At 46.1% G+C, this 15,397-nt stretch carries 10 protein-coding genes; 5 read left to right on the top strand and 5 right to left on the bottom strand.

Annotated elements, in window-relative coordinates:
- Positions 1-1,040 precede the first annotated feature (1,040 nt).
- From SPSYN_RS01975 to SPSYN_RS01965, 3 genes are all read right to left on the bottom strand, one after another.
- Entirely contained in the window at positions 1,041-1,313 is a 273-nt protein-coding gene (locus SPSYN_RS01975) for a hypothetical protein (RefSeq protein WP_161820818.1), read from the bottom strand.
- Positions 1,314-1,416: 103 nt separating this feature from the next.
- Entirely contained in the window at positions 1,417-1,755 is a 339-nt protein-coding gene (locus SPSYN_RS01970; protein WP_161820817.1) for a hypothetical protein, read from the bottom strand.
- A gap of 208 nt (positions 1,756-1,963) precedes the next feature.
- Complete coding sequence (locus tag SPSYN_RS01965; protein WP_161820816.1) at positions 1,964-3,547, bottom strand: vanadium-dependent haloperoxidase; 1,584 nt, start codon at positions 3,545-3,547, stop codon at positions 1,964-1,966.
- A 247-nt stretch (positions 3,548-3,794) separates the two neighbouring features.
- Between SPSYN_RS01965 and sfsA the strand changes: the two genes are divergently transcribed.
- Positions 3,795-4,493: a DNA/RNA nuclease SfsA gene (gene sfsA / locus SPSYN_RS01960; protein ID WP_243152868.1), complete on the top strand. Its 699-nt coding sequence runs from the start codon at positions 3,795-3,797 to the stop codon at positions 4,491-4,493.
- Between the two features lie 287 nt (positions 4,494-4,780).
- Here the strand turns inward: sfsA and SPSYN_RS01955 are convergent, their stop codons facing one another.
- Together SPSYN_RS01955 and SPSYN_RS01950 are read right to left on the bottom strand one after the other, a co-directional pair.
- Positions 4,781-5,554: a DUF364 domain-containing protein gene (locus tag SPSYN_RS01955; RefSeq protein ID WP_161820815.1), complete on the bottom strand. Its 774-nt coding sequence runs from the start codon at positions 5,552-5,554 to the stop codon at positions 4,781-4,783.
- A gap of 402 nt (positions 5,555-5,956) precedes the next feature.
- Complete coding sequence (locus SPSYN_RS01950; protein WP_161820814.1) at positions 5,957-7,486, bottom strand: transcriptional regulator; 1,530 nt, start codon at positions 7,484-7,486, stop codon at positions 5,957-5,959.
- 155 nt (positions 7,487-7,641) lie between these two features.
- Between SPSYN_RS01950 and SPSYN_RS01945 the strand changes: the two genes are divergently transcribed.
- The 4 genes from SPSYN_RS01945 to SPSYN_RS01930 all read left to right on the top strand — a co-directional run bounded on the left by SPSYN_RS01945 (position 7,642) and on the right by SPSYN_RS01930 (position 15,368).
- Positions 7,642-7,935, top strand: a complete 294-nt coding sequence (locus SPSYN_RS01945) for a hypothetical protein (RefSeq protein WP_161820813.1) — start codon at positions 7,642-7,644, stop codon at positions 7,933-7,935.
- Positions 7,936-7,989: 54 nt separating this feature from the next.
- A complete protein-coding gene (locus SPSYN_RS01940) occupies positions 7,990-8,559 on the top strand; it encodes a hypothetical protein (protein ID WP_161820812.1) in 570 nt (189 codons plus the stop codon).
- A gap of 89 nt (positions 8,560-8,648) precedes the next feature.
- Entirely contained in the window at positions 8,649-9,143 is a 495-nt protein-coding gene (locus tag SPSYN_RS01935) for a hypothetical protein (RefSeq protein WP_161820811.1), read from the top strand.
- A 27-nt stretch (positions 9,144-9,170) separates the two neighbouring features.
- On the top strand, positions 9,171-15,368 hold the full coding sequence (locus tag SPSYN_RS01930) for a hypothetical protein (RefSeq protein WP_161820810.1): 6,198 nt from the start codon (positions 9,171-9,173) through the stop codon (positions 15,366-15,368).
- Positions 15,369-15,397: the final 29 nt, after the last annotated feature.

Below are 15,397 nucleotides of genomic sequence, written 5' to 3'. Positions count from 1 at the left end.
GTTCAGAACGTCGTGAGACAGTTCGGTCCCTATCCGTCGCAGGCGCAGGAGACTTGCGAGGAGCTGTCCCTAGTACGAGAGGACCGGGATGGACGGATCACTGGCGTACCAGTTATCGCGCCAGCGGTAGCGCTGGGTACCCATATCCGGTCGGGATAAGCGCTGAAGGCATCTAAGCGCGAAGCCCCCCTCTAGATAAGGTTTCCCATCCAGTTAAAATGGAGTAAGACCCCTGGTAGACTACCAGGTAGATAGGCCGGGCGTGCAAGCACAGCGATGTGTGCAGCGGACCGGTACTAATAGGTCGAGGACTTGACCTGATTAATCGGTAGTCGGTGATAGAATTACCTTAGCTAAACTAAAACTTGCTTGGCTGTACAGTTTTGAGGGAACAATAAGTTAAACACAAGGTGCCTGGCACCGTTGAATTAACTTATTTACCCTATACAATAGTATATATAGTTTTCCGGTGACCATACTCACCCGTTCCCATCCTACCCCTCCAGGGCATACCCCTTCGGGGCACAGGCACGCGAACACGGAAGTTAAGCTCTTCGACTTGTGCCCGATAGGGTAGGCCGATGGTACTTGGGCTTGTCCCTGCTGTGTGCCCCGTAGGGGTAGGAAAGTAGGTCGTTGCCGGAATTAATTTTAGTGAACCCCCTGGTTTATACAAGGGGGTTTTAATATATAGTTATAAATGGCTAGTACCACTAGCAAACCCGGTCACACGATAACTATTCCTTCCTCTGACCATAGCTGATGGTCTTAGTACAGCAGCCGGCTTTCAGTTTATTGAAAATAAACCCCAGTAAAGAGGTAGCCGAACTATTAAGCATGAGACACAGTTGTACTAAAACAACCCCCTTAAGTGTTATAGTGCTCGTCGCACTGAAAGACTTAAGGGGGTTCATGACTCTCATTTTCTCTGTATCCCGAAAGTGTGGCGGAAACGTTTGCGATGGTCTGGTTGTATAGAAATTAAGTTGGGAATTCTCCTGTATGGATATATCCTTAGCTATATAGCAATTTTCTTATATCTATGAATTTTTTACGGCATTCACATAAGCTGTAAAATCAACCAACTTCTCACCTACCCGCGCTTGACCCTTAAAAACGTAAACCAGATCATAATTCTCATTGCGCATGAGTTCCGGGTGCTGTGGGATATAGGCCAGTTCAACGCTGTTTATGCTTGAGGAGACCGCTGCAAAACGATTACCGGGCATGGACCCGAAGAAACCTTCTACATGTATGCGAGAATTATTGGCCAGTAATTGCTCCCAGGCTTGCTCGGGTGTAAGCAGGGTCATGCGTTAGAATGTGGGAGAAAAGCTTGGTCGAACAAAGTCCGGAACTGCTAGGCACTTGTTCTCGGCTGTTAGAGTGTGATAGTCGCAGATAATTTCTGTTGTGTTAACCTGCTTGATAGTTTTTTTCATATGTACTCGGGTGATCGAAAAAACTGTGGCTATAGTCAGGCTCCAAAACTACTAGTCCTAATAAGATTAAAAAGACCATACTGGTAATGTTATCTACCATTTTTATATATTGTTTTTTATCATCGGGTGAAATTGATGGGGACTGTTCAATATAAGAGGAAAGCAAATCCTCTATTGGCCCGGCACTAATAATTGCAAGAGCTATATATAGCGGGATTTTTTTATTTGTGGTTATATAAATGCTAAAGGCAGTTGTAACAACAGCAGTTCCCAGTAAATAATTGCATAATGTTAGAATCCTTAATATCTCCAAACCTCTCCGCTCCTGACATGCAATATCAATTAAGAATGTGACTTAAATAACTAATTTTTTGCGCTATAACATATATTATGATGAAGAAAGAAAATTGTAACTGTTGAGGCCAAGCTGCTGGTGACCGATGCCATATCTTCAACCATCCACTAGTAGCCGCGGTAAGCAAGGGAGTAGCAGAAGACTACTTCCTTGCTTACCATAAGTTTCAAATTACTATGGTGGTCCCGTCAAATTTTGTGAAGGAGAAACCATTAAAATTTTCATTGTATGTTTGCCTGTAATCCTGCAGTATTCCGATGGCGACAGCTTCCCCTAGCTTTAGACCTTCGCCGTCTGAACGCCAGTGTACACCTGCTGCATTGCGTCCAATGCCCACATTGGAAGCAAGTTTGTTCAGCTCTCCACCCACCGTCAAGGCTGATCCTGAGTAGGGAAGCAGTGAGAGACCGTCGGCATCGGCTACAACAGGGTTGGGAATAGTAAAAGATTCCTTGAAGAACGCCTTTAGCATGGTTACCCCTGCCCCGGCAACGCAGGCGTGACCGGCGGGATAGGCTGAATGGGTTGGGCACCCTTCCGCATAGGCCTGGGGTAAAAGGTATGTGCCAAATTTTTTGAACACTTCTTCAACCGCCTGGGAATTGAGTAGTTCTTGGTTGATAGGGTAATTTGCGGCACCCGTTAATAGGTTGTGTACCCGTCCTCCGAACTCTTCCGGCCGAAGCCGTCGATGGACCAGCCATTTTTGGTACCAGGCAGCCATGTCCGCTGCTCGTGTCGCCCGGGCCACAAAATCTAGAATATGCGGGGCACCGAAGGTGGATCTACCACTTTGGGTTGCCGAGCGCAGATAGGGGTTACTGGGGGCCAGTGCTGCCGATCCGTAACTGAGCAGAATCAGACATGCACCAAGAAAGCCCTGGAAGGTGAAATCACGGTGATTCCATTCACCTAGATCGCGGTTATTGCGAATATAACGGGGCGTGGGGTCGAATTGATTCGTGCTCGAAGGGAATCCATTCTGGGTATTCAACCAATCCTCATATGAGGTCATGTAATCGACGTTTGCCACTGTGGTGCGATAGCGCTGAACGATCGTTGTAGCCCCATAGGGAATATCTTTCCACAGGAACTGGGAAATATATGGCCCCGTTATGTCTCCGGGTGTATTTCCGCGGAACAAGGTACCCGTGGTGACCACTCCATTGTCCTTAGGTCCCCGAAAATCGGAAAAACCAGATAGCTCAGAAGCGGCCGCGAGGGTAGTCGGATTGGTATCATATTCAGAAAATGGCACATCGCGGGTTAGCGCCAGCCAGTAAAGTTCGGCCATTTCACTGGCATTCCAGGCACTGCTGAAGGCTGGTGCAGGAATCATACTTAAATGATGAGTATCCGGTCCGACCAGTTCGAATGCATAAGCGGTCTGGGGGCTGGTCAGCTTAGTAGCACCCCCCAAAGGTATGAATTCAAAATCTTCAGGATTGCCAGTGGATAAAGCCCTGATCATGTCATTATAGGCGTTGAGGTTAACCTCACCAAGATGGTTGTGAAGCAGCCCCTTGGAAAAATTACCGATTTTATTAACAAATAAACTTTCATCACCATTACAAGGATGGCCTGGTACCGGAAGGTTTTTTTGAAACAGCGCCGCATTTTGGCGCACTTGCAATGCTTCTTCACGACGCTGCCGTGCGCTCGTTGGCCCAATCTCGCAGGATTCCACCTGGTTAAATATCTCCCCTTGACCAATATTTTTTTCAGATAGTAACAAACCTTTATCGCTCATTTTATTCACCTCAACATGTTATTACATGTTATATTATGATAAAAAATGAAATATGTTCCATATTTAGATTAAACTTTAACGTCTATAAGCCCCATCTGAGAATACGGCCTCAAAATGAAGCTTATAGAATTTTCGGTGGCTGCACGAAAGGTGTTGAGGTTTGTTATGGATCGATTGACGATGTATCATAAATAAGTTAAATTTTTTTCGTAACATTATAACGGTAAATACCGGGGAGAGAATTAAATTGTGTGGTTTACTACTGCCTTCAGATTTAATTGAGGCAACATTTTTAGCACGACCAAATAGATTCACGGCGCTGATTGATTTGGCTGGCCGGGAGGTAGCAGCTCATGTGCCAAGTACGGGCAGAATGCGTGAACTGTTGGTGCCCGGTGCCATTGTTTATCTTCAACCATCCAATAGTTGGACGCGACGCACAAAGTTTACCCTGCTGTTAGTAAAATATCAGGGCATTTGGGTATCTATTGATTCACTGCTGCCCAACCGGCTTTTCTATCATATGATTATGCGGGGCGTGCTGCCGGAATTTAAGGAATTTACTTCGGCACGCCGGGAATTCCGCTACCGGGATGGACGAATAGATTTTTGGCTGGGCTCTGACCATAGCCAATGCTTGGTGGAAGTAAAGTATGTGACCCTGGTGGAAAATGGTGAAGCCCGTTTTCCTGATGCCCCTACCAAACGTGGAGCGAGGCATATAAATGAGCTTTCGCTGGCTAGGAGCGAAGGGTACAGGACAGCGGTAATTTTTATTGTGCAAAGGGAGGATGGAGTTTATTTTAAGCCCAACGACACCAGTGATCCGCTTTTTGGACAGGCCTTGCGCAGCGCTAAACATAATGGTGTTGAGGTATATGCCTTTTGCTGTCAGGTAAACAAGAGAGAAATAACGTTGAAAGGGCAGATACCCGTTAAGCTATAGTATTGATTTCACTTCAGCCACAAACACTAATATATATGGTATCTAGTGACCAGGCATTTTTATTCTTTAGAAAACTGTCATGAATTTTTTTTTTCGAAGGAACCCCGGGCATTCTATTGCCAAAAAACAATTAATGAAGATATTTAAATCCACACCCTTGGCAGGATTATTGTTCTTAATACCCGGGGTGATATCACATTTTCGTAAAAAAATTATGCTTGCCATATGTTATTTCCATCTACATTAACGTAGCAGGTCTTAATTTGCTATACAATTCTGTGTCTATGTTAGGCATGTACGGGAACTGTTTTTTTGATAGCATAAGGGCTGAGCATACGCATACCGCCTGCCAGAGAAATCTTTTGGAAAATCTCTTTCTTATGTTCGCTTTTCCACCACGAGCCGGCAAGTACAGTGACCCTGGTAGCTAAAAACGCTGCCGGGAACATTGGTGTTGATGCACCAATCATCACAATTTCTCTAGCTTGTTCACACAATTTTAATAGATCGTCAATAGTGCCGTTGATCATCGTTGTGCCGCTGAGCACTACAATGTCACAGGTTGGCAGCAAGGAGGGTTGTTCTTCAATGGGGAATACATCACTGTTAGAACCACCAATCTGTGAGATACCTTTGTCGAAGACATAGAGCTTATTAACCCTGGGTCCTAGCAAATTTACAACAGGCGCAATATAGCCGATCATACCGACTGTATCGGTTTCCCTTGCATTAACCCCGAAAGGCCTTTCCGGTGTTTCGCAATCGTCTAAATGCTGTGATGCCGAGGCAGCACATAATACCGCTATGCCAATACCCTTTTGCAGATTATCTCCACCTGATATGCTCCATTGCGCAATATCAACTGCGTCCCGGCCAATGATATCTTGAACATAGGGAAAGATTGAACAGCCGGCTTTTAAATCTTCCCTCAGCACATAGGATACACCCACATTATCGTCATCCAGTTCGACAGCTATCAAAGAGATGCCGACCACTGCATCCCGCACTTTTCTATCCTGCAGATAGGGTTGCGCAGCGTTTAAAACTGCTTCTATTAACATAACTAAAATCCCCTTTCTAATCGATGCCCTGGGGCTAAGCATCCCCGCGTACCAATACATCGATGGTATTTCTATAATCAATATATCATTTTATGATTAAAAAGACAGTCTAAGATCTCATAAACACTTAAGCTGTGTGTACTGACGTTGAAAAAAGTATAATATCCTTCCATTAGTGATAGGAAGTTATACTTTTTTCCGTAGTATTAAGGTATCAGTTTAATTTAAACATTGTGACCTGTTTGAACTTAATAACAAAATTTCCATAACAAAAGTCTGTTTTAAATGGAGCAAACAATATGTTAAGAAACACGGTAAATGGAATTAGATGAGGCGCTTTATCTTTAAGAGATGGTCAAAAATGGATGTAAGTTATATGTAGCATGTATTAACTTAGATTTACTACAACTTAGCTGCCATTGCCTCTAACTCTGCTAAAATACGATACCGATTCATTTTACTCTGCGATTTTTCATTAATTAGATGATTCATGTAATCCCAAAAGGCTACCGTCATATTACTTTCATTAAATGCAAAAACAACCGAGGGCGGCATGGTCTTTCCCAGTAACACCCCCACATCTTCTCTTATATAGAGCATACTTCCTTCCAGATGCTTGTCTCTAGTTAAATGAATGTGGTAGTTTTTATAATTCTTAAGAAGTTGAATAATATTCAGCAGATGTTGTCGATATTCTTCAGGTTTATAAAAAATTAGGCTATCGTTTAGCATATCAGAAAAATTTACCACAACATTTCCTGCTAATATTTTTTCAGGCTCGGGGAGGGAAATAACTTCCGTAAAATAGTATTTTTGCAAACTGCTAAGAAAATTTTCTATTCTAGTTAGTTGGTAGGATAGCAGTTGCTCTCTATTAGGACTTTTTATCCGTGATAATATGCATTCCACAACATTGGGTGGCATGGTAATATTTGTGAGACTATCTGTTTTAACGATTGCATTGCTTTGCTCATTTTCAAATTCAGCTAGAAGCGCCAGATAATTGTCGTTGCTGAAAGGAGTAAATATGCGCATTAGCATACGGCAGTTAGAAAGAAAATCGTTAAATTCCCCAAGCACAGCTTTAATTGTATCTTTATCTGTAAAAAGAAAATTAGCTGCATTTTCAGTCCTGCTACCTACAGAGCTAGAAGTTAAGGCAGCAGTATTGGGAGCTATAAATAGTGTTCTTCGGAATAAGCCGTCACGCATTCTCGGATAGTAATAAGGTTCTATGCTTCCGGTCATATACATTGGAACCCATTCTTTAATAGCTGTAAGCATTTCATCTAAACTACGGTTTACTGTATGGATAATTTTAATTTTATTGCCGTTCCTAATTACCTGAGCTAACATATTTGACCATTTTGAGGTAAACATACGGTTTTCGGACAGCCATCCCATATCCTCATCGCTATAAAGAAACAGGGTTTGAGGTTTTTTACTTTGCAACACCAAAGATAAAAATGCAAGGACCGCATTTTGTTTACCTTCTACACCGTAAAAAACTTCGACCTCAGAGAAGGCTTTGCCATCCGGCTTCTCCATGGCAACAGCCGCTGCAGGTTCATTTTTCTTAAACTGAATGTGACTGATTCCAGTCAAAAATTTATCAATGGAGTTTGCCTTGTCTTCATCTTCCTCCCTGAGCCATTTATGTATAAGTTCCTCCATAGTAGTAGTTTCTTGCGTCTGAACTTTAGCACTGCTTTTAATGGTTTCCCAAATGGCAGTTTTTTGATATTCGGCACGGCAATTGCGGGCAAAGTATGCGGCCATAACCTGAAGATAATTCACGTTCTTGGCAGGGGCGCGGACACCTCTGCGTAAACGGCTAATAAAGGACGCATCCATAGAGATATTGCGAGCCAAGACGCTATTGGAGGTACTTGTAATGTTCATTAATAGATCAAGCTTTTCTGCAAATTTCATATATGATGCCTCCTTTAAGTCATATTTTATCAAAATGTGGTACAAGCTTACAATAGAATTGGCATAAATATTGTCATAAAATAGGCAATGCCAATTGGTTTCGTGGAATTATATAGAGAAAATAAATCTGATAGAATTTAATTGAGGTGAATTAAATGATCTTCGATATTAAGCTTAAAGTGGGCTTCTTTAAAACTCGGGGCTATTGTCTTACCGTTGGCCACAAGCAAATATTCTTAACACCTCATGATGATGATTATGAAAAATACATCATAAATGATAAGGAGTTGGTATCAATTGGTATCTATAAAAAAAACCGGCAAATAGCTCATCTGGAAATCGTCAGTAAGAGAGACGTGTATATTGGAAGTTTTGCTATTCCCAAAAATATAGAGGAAGTTTGTCAGTTATTTATTAAAGAATTCGGAAATAAACTTATTTTTCAATAAGTCAATTATGCACAGTCAGGCGGAAAACGATTTAGGGAGGGAGATTTAAGCAAAATGAACACGCTGGCGCCTCTACAAACGCCTCGCTGGAAAACAACGCTGAACATGATACTAAATCCCGGGGCAGTAGTCAAAAATCAAATGTCCAGAGTTCCCTGGCCTTATTCCTTATCAATATCCGGATTATCATTTACCCTGTTTTTCCTGCAAACCGGCCTTGACATGCTTAAGGCGGGACAAATAGAAATGTCAACAGTTATATTAATTACCTTATTAGGTGTGCTCTACGGTACCCTGGGGATCTGTTTGATGGCTGCTTTGGCCTGGGCCCTTTGCCAGGGCACGGAAAAAGCTTATTCCCTTAATTGGGTCATATCCGCTTTTGCCCTGGGATATAGTCCGACCTTTATTTACGCTTTGATGGGCCTTTTGTTTTCCCTAGTCTTTGGTTGGAAGACGGCAGTGGCCTTTGGGGTGACTGGAGTACTGTGGGCTCTAAGGCCTACTCTCATGACTGTGCGGCAGATGTCCGGTGATCGGGCTGGTTTCAGTATTGCCGTGACTACCCTTTGTGGTGCCATAATTCTTTGGGGATGGTCTTTTTTAGGACGTTTTTCAGCTTAATCGGCAACTTGATAACCGTGCTGGTTGCCTTTCGGGGCTGCAAGCGAGTTGGAGCTATCTATACCTGGGGATATTCGGAGGTGGGTTAATTGATGACGAAAATTGGCTACCGCCAGGCTGATGACCAAAAAAGTGTTTATTTTATTCCCGCTTATTTGTGTTTTATTGTCTTTGGCATCCTTGTTGCATTGAATAAGCCGGCCATAACTATGAGTACGGTTTTAATTTCCATCTTAGCTGCTTTTTTATTTGCTATACTGGTTATTTTCCTGCTATCTTTGGCTTTTAAGTTAGCTAACCCCAATTTAATGACCGAGGGAGAAGGGCAAGTTATAAAACGAGCGGTTAGCACCGGTATGTCCTTTATGATCCCATTTACGGTTTTGGCGGTGTTGGCCGATGTGGTTTTAGGCTGGGATGCGGTAATGCCCTTTGCTTCCGCAGCAGTTATGACCGCCGGCGCCTCCGCCGGTATGGAAGTTATGAAAGCCGGGGTCCAGGGGATTAAAAATGTTTTATTACCTACTTTTTTGTCTTTTATTATATCAACTAGTTGGATGATTTTAGTAGGTTTTTTGCCATAATCGGTGTAAGCAGGGAGGTGTATAAAATTGTTATATAGTCGTTATAGAAAAAAACCATTAATAGCCATAGTAGCGTGGGTGGTTTTTTTGTGCGCAATGATGGTGTTTGGCATCGGTACCGCCCAGGCGCGAAGCATTGATGATGTAATCACCGAAATAGGAAATAGTTACCTTACTAAGCTTAACGTGGAATCTAACCCGGTGGACATGGACGGATACCAGTATGTAACACATGTAGCCAGTGGAGACATGGGAGAGGCAGGTTGTTTTATTTCAGTTGCCGGCCCAATGAATGCCGAGGCTATGAAAGCTTCACTGTCTGAATCGGCCTATTTCTGGGAATCCGATGGCGTTAAAACCACACCTATCAACGGTTATGAAGTGTTTGAATTCCAATCCCGTCTTGGCGCCGGGGTGGATGTATTGTTGCCTCAATATAAAGTAGGGGTAACTATTGTTCATTCGGGTAACGGAAGAGCCTGGGAACTCGAGAAAGCCAGAAGCATAGCTAAGTCGACTATAGAAAGCCTGAAACTTAATGGGGTCCTGAATCAGACCGCGCCTCAGGAGGAAACAGCGCCGGTTACTGAACCGGATGCCAAGCCGGAAACTGAAACAAATACAATAACCTCATCGGATGCGTTAACCGGAGAGCCCTTAGATGAACCGGTTTCGGTTTGCAATACTGATAATATCGCCTGGGTAGATAACGGTCCAACTGTTCCCAACACCTTCAGCATTAATACCCCTCATCTTGTTACCTATATCAGAAACTACCACTGGAATTATGCCCAAGGAGCGACACCGGGCACTATTGCTCTACAAGATCAAAATGGAAAGATATATGGCCCCTGGCAAGCCAGTGGTTCCGATGGTCAGGGGGGCGTGCACAATGCTAATTGGGAAGTCTCCCCTAATGTGGTTATTCCGGCAGGTACATATACAGTTATTGACTCAGACCCTTCCACTTGGGCAACCAATGCCGGAACCGGGGGTAAGGGTATGGGGCAAGTCCACGCTACCCCTCATTTTACAGTTGCCAGTGAATTAGGTGAGGATTCAGCTGATACCCGGGCACCTGAAAGTTCACCCTGGAGGGGGTCGTCAGGAGCAACGCCGGCGGGTGTAGGTTCAGTAGGCGCTATTCCTGGTCCTTCAAACACCACCGAAGCGGTGGTGGGAGTAGTGGCGCCGGGCCTGATTGCTACAATATTGGGCGCTATGGCCGGATTAGGCGGCGGCGGTGGCGGATTTACACCTCCCCCGGGAACCACGGTACCCCCGGCCGCGGGAGGCCCGGCGCCGACGACGGGAAGTTCTTACCCCGGCGCTAACGCCCAGAGTAATGCTTCCTTCCAGGAGGTTGGCCAGTTGGGGAGAAGACGGCGTGACGCCGGACCGACTTCCTTGGCCACAGAACCTGCCCCCGGAGCGGGTGATTTGAGCATGACGACCGGTGAGTTGACAACCCGGCCGGAAGTTGATGATGAGCCAAGTATCTTTATTGATACTGTTGATATGATTGATGGTTCAGGGGCTATTATAAACGGAGGGCAAAGCACACCTACAGTTAATGACCTGTTTATTGAAACCGCCGAGGAAAACGCGGTGTTGACTCGGCCGGATGCTGGTATGATTATTGAAACAGCTGCTGAGAGCGATGTTTTTATTCAAAGAAATACCGGGGCCATCATCGATACTGCAGGCGAAGCAGCCGTATTGATACAAGATGGCCGAGTGGCACAGCCGGATATCACTTGGGCGGATAGCAGTGATGACGGGATTTTACTCGACACCAGCGCTTTTGATGAGCCCGCCCGGACGGAAGTGGCTAGTCTATCCCAGCAGGCAGAAACGGCACAATATGATGAACAAGGATTCGATGCTCAAGGGTATGACCGCAGTGGTTACGATAAAGCAGGTTTTGACCGGGAAGGCATAAATAAAGACGGCTTTGACAAGGAAGGCTATGACCTCGAAGGTTTCAACAAAGAAGGGTTCAACCGGGAAGGCTTTAATAAAGAAGGCTACAACGAAGAGGGCATCGACCGGGACGGTTTCAACAAAGCCGGTTATGACAAGAACGGATTTGACAAAGAAGGATTTGACAAAGACGGTTTTGACCAGGAAGGTTTCAACCGTGAAGGATTTGACAAACAGGGTTTTGACCGAGAAGGCTTTAACAAAGAAGGTTTTAACGAAGAGGGCTTCGATCGGGACGGTTTTAACAAAGCCGGTTATGACAAGAACGGATTTGACAAAGAAGGGTTTGACAAAGAAGGCTTCGACAAAGACGGTTTTAACCAGAAAGGCTTTAACCGCGAAGGATTTGACAAACAGGGTTTTGACCGAGAAGGCTTTAACAAAGAGGGCTTTAACAAAGAAGGCTTTAACAAAGAAGGCTTTAACGAAGAGGGCTTCGATCGGGACGGTTTCAACAAAGCCGGTTATGACAAGAACGGATTTGACAAAGAAGGCTTCGACAAAGACGGTTTTGACCAGGAAGGTTTCAACCGTGAAGGATTTGACAAACAGGGTTTTGACCGAGAAGGCTTTAACAAAGAAGGCTTTAACGAAGAGGGCTTCGATCGGGAAGGTTTTAACAAAGACGGATTTGACCGTGATGGTTATGGCAAAAACGGCTTTGACCGTGAGGGCTACAACCGGGAAGGTTACGATGTCAACGGTTATGACCGCAAAGGGTATAACCGCAGTGGGTTTGACGCAAAAGGTTATGACCGGCAGGGTTATGACAAAGAAGGCTTCAATAAAGAGGGATGGGACCGGGATGGTTACGGCCGCAACGGTTTAAACAAGGACGGCTATGACCGGGAAGGCTACGACAAAGCAGGTTATGACAAGGATGGTTATGACCGGGACGGCTACGACCGAGAAGGACGGCAGCGGGAAGGTTATGACGCAGACGGCTACGACAAGGACGGTTTCAACAAGAATGGTTATGACCGGGACGGCTATGACCGGGAAGGCTTCGATTACGAAGGCTACAACCGCGGCGGGTATGACCCCTGGGGCTTTGATAAACAGGGCTACGGTAAGGACGGTTATCACTGGAGCGGGTACAACGGGGACGGATATAACCGTGCCGGATTACACTGGACGGATAACCCCTATGAAGGTGATAGTCCCTTCAATGTACGTACCGGGACAAATCCCTTTGACGAAGATCTGGTCGTTGATTTAGGTGGTCATAGTCCGGCAGAAAGTTGGAAGCCCACCAAACCGCCTTTGGGGGAACCCTACCCCAGGACGGTGGAAAAATACGGGCCCAAGCCCTGGACTGATGAGATACCCCAACCAGAACCGGAAAAACCAGCAATTCCTACGACGGGAGATACTGGTGTTATTGGCCCTGAAGACCCAATGAATACGTTAAAAAATCATGAATTGGATAAAAGCGCCCCAGCAACACCGGAGGGTCAGGATGGAACAGAGCTGCCTGTCCCGGAAGAAGACATTCCGGAAACACAGCCGGACGGGCAGGATATCCCGGAGCAGCAAGTGGAGACTGGGGATTCAGACACCTTTACCTATACTGATCCGGATACAGGTGAGACATCCACTTATGAATATGAAAAAGGATATAACGGACCAAGGCATGGTGATACTCAAATATTGGTCGGTAAAAGCGACGAGCAAACCTATGAATTGGAATTTGATGCGGTGAAAGGTAAGTGGATTAATACTGAATCCGGTAATGAATTTAACCCTGACGACTTTGACCGCTGGCAGAATGACTTGGCCGAAGACCGGCGTCGGGCGGCCATAGACCTCGAGAAAATGGCCAAACGCGAGGATGCTAACAGCAAGGCCATCGATAAAAACCTGGAGGATTGGAAAAAGCTGGAGCAAATGCAGAAGGTTGCTGACAAGTATAATATCGGTGAACCTGGTGGCCCCGGAGATGTCGACAAGGCTATCGAGGATTTGAAAAAAGATATGCTGGACGGCAAACAACTGGATCAGGAAAAAATGGATAAAATCAGACGCGTAATCGATAATCGAATTTTGGGTAGAACCACTGCCGACACCGGGGAACGCTGGGAAGAGGATTGGTTCAAAAACCTGGGCTGGGCACTGGAAGCCAATGCGGCAACCGCCAAAGAAGTTGTGACCGGGGAAAAAGCCGACGGCAGCATTTCCTGGCTGGGTATGGCCGCCCGGATTATGATTACGGCAGCTACCGGCGGTGGTGCAAGCATGGCGACGACATTTGCGGGGGAAATCACGAGACAAGGTATTATGGATGGAGCATTGACGGTAGCGGAAGCCTTATACCGCATCAAGGACTCTATAGACAAGGGAGAATCGGATTTCAGGGCGGTTTCCAAGGCGATAGGTATGGTCATCCTGGGAGAAGAAATCGGCTGGTTGGCCGGCCAGGCCGGCGGCAAGTTCATGGGAGAAATGCTGGAGAGATTCCCGGCGTTTACCAATAAAGCGGCGGACTTGATTGAGAAGCTGGCCTTAACAACTATGGCTGCCGATCAATTGGTCAGTCGTTATATTGGCCTGGCAGGCAAGGAAGCAGCTGAAGAAACCATCGATCAAATCAATAAACGGTTGGTAGATTTAGGCAGCGATACTGCTGTAGAATACATCCAAAAAAGCTCCAAAGCTGTTGGATTGGTGGTAAGCGACTCTTTTGACGATATATCCAAAGGAATAGGCAAAGCAGCTTCCGGGAGTGGTGACGATATAGCCAGGAAGCTAGGCAGGGCAGCATCTGGAAGCGGAGATGACATAGCTACTAGTGCAGGTAGAGCGGCGTCCGGCAGTGGAGATGATTTGGCCAAAGGAACAGGCAAAGCAACCTCCGGAAGTGATGATATGGGTGCGGGAGCCGGCAAAGCCGCTTCGCGCAGTGACGATATGGCCAAAGGAACCACCGGTACGACTGATGGCCCCAAAGCTCCCGATGGCCCGGGCGGACCTGCGCGAACAGGCGATGGCGGCGGAGACGGACCGGGCGATCCGGGTGGTCGTGCACCCGCCGGCGGAGATGCCGGCGGCCCACAGGACGATATTATAATTGACAGGCCGATTAATCCCAACGCCAGGACGCCTGAAGAAGTTCTGGCTGATCCGGCAACAGTGGCCAGAGCAGAAAATACTGTCCAAAACAATATCGATGATTTTGACAAACTGTCTCCGGCCAGGCAGCAGGAACTGATCGGGGAACAGGCCATCTATGATGAATACAGGATGCAGGCCCAGGAAAGAAACTATAATCTGGCTGACAAGGTCCAGCGGAGAGAACCGTTAACCGTCCAAGATATCATGGAAATGAAGGCCGATCCGGCTTCCATGAGAACCTTGAAGAACCTTGAGCATACTGAAGGCATAGGAGCGGAGCTGGGTGAGTTTAGATCCCACCAGGTACAGTCCGAATTTAACGAAGTGCTGGAAACACAGATCCATCAACCCTCTTACCGGGCGGTAGAGGATCATCTTAATGCTAGATACAACGGTGCGCAAATACGGTGCAACACGGTGCGAACACCCGGCACCGAGCATACTCCCTGGAATATCAATACCGACAATGATGTTATTGCCGAACGCCTGGTCATTCGCCCTGATGGAACTACTGAATGGGTGGAGATTCCAAAATCTGAATGGGAAGATGTTTACTATGAAGCTTTTGCTCGGAATTCCAGTTTTAGTGTCGATGAGGCCGCGCACCGGTTCCCAAGCAGGGATTGGGCCAATATGGATGATGCCGCCCGCTATCGAGAATGGGCCAACCTGCATGAAGAAGCTCCCATGGATGTATTTGATCCAATGGGCGCCCGTGATTTCAGCAACCAGCGTACGGCGATCCTTAATGGTGAAAGGCCGTGTGGACCATTATTTGACCGCGACGGTAATTTGCTCAGAGACCCCATTGATGCTGAACAACTGGGGATGATGGAGAAACATAAAGCTAACGACTATTGGGACAAAGGCGACACCCCGGCCGAAATTATGAGAAATCAGACCGAGTCCCTGGAACAGCTGCGCAAGACAGCAAATGTAGTCCGGAATCTTGAGGGAGGTACACACAATATGCCGCCTAATATGCAGGAAGCTATAAGAGTAATAAATAACAACAATCTATCGCCGGCTTTAAGGGGTGCCCGCCTGCGGGAACTGGGATATGATACGCCGGGAGATCTGGTGGAAAAATTAACCAGCCGCATTGGCTCATTCCGGGCCGGAAACAGGTAGCGGTTTAACAAATTATCAAGTGGGAGGCA

Source organism: Sporotomaculum syntrophicum (assembly GCF_009932395.1).
GTDB lineage: Bacteria > Bacillota > Desulfotomaculia > Desulfotomaculales > Desulfallaceae > Sporotomaculum > Sporotomaculum syntrophicum.
Note: the sequence above shows the minus strand (reverse complement) of the source record. Positions and strands in the feature narration are given on the sequence as shown.

Bases quoted from the DNA above. Each gene is read 5' to 3' on its own strand.
- SPSYN_RS01975 (WP_161820818.1), bottom strand. From the start codon at position 1,313: ATGACCCTGCTTACACCCGAGCAAGCCTGGGAGCAATTACTGGCCAAT.
- SPSYN_RS01965 (WP_161820816.1), bottom strand. From the start codon at position 3,547: ATGAGCGATAAAGGTTTGTTACTATCTGAAAAAAATATTGGTCAAGGG.
- SPSYN_RS01955 (WP_161820815.1), bottom strand. From the start codon at position 5,554: ATGTTAATAGAAGCAGTTTTAAACGCTGCGCAACCCTATCTGCAGGAT.
- SPSYN_RS01950 (WP_161820814.1), bottom strand. From the start codon at position 7,486: ATGAAATTTGCAGAAAAGCTTGATCTATTAATGAACATTACAAGTACC.
- SPSYN_RS01945 (WP_161820813.1), top strand. From the start codon at position 7,642: ATGATCTTCGATATTAAGCTTAAAGTGGGCTTCTTTAAAACTCGGGGC.
- SPSYN_RS01940 (WP_161820812.1), top strand. From the start codon at position 7,990: ATGAACACGCTGGCGCCTCTACAAACGCCTCGCTGGAAAACAACGCTG.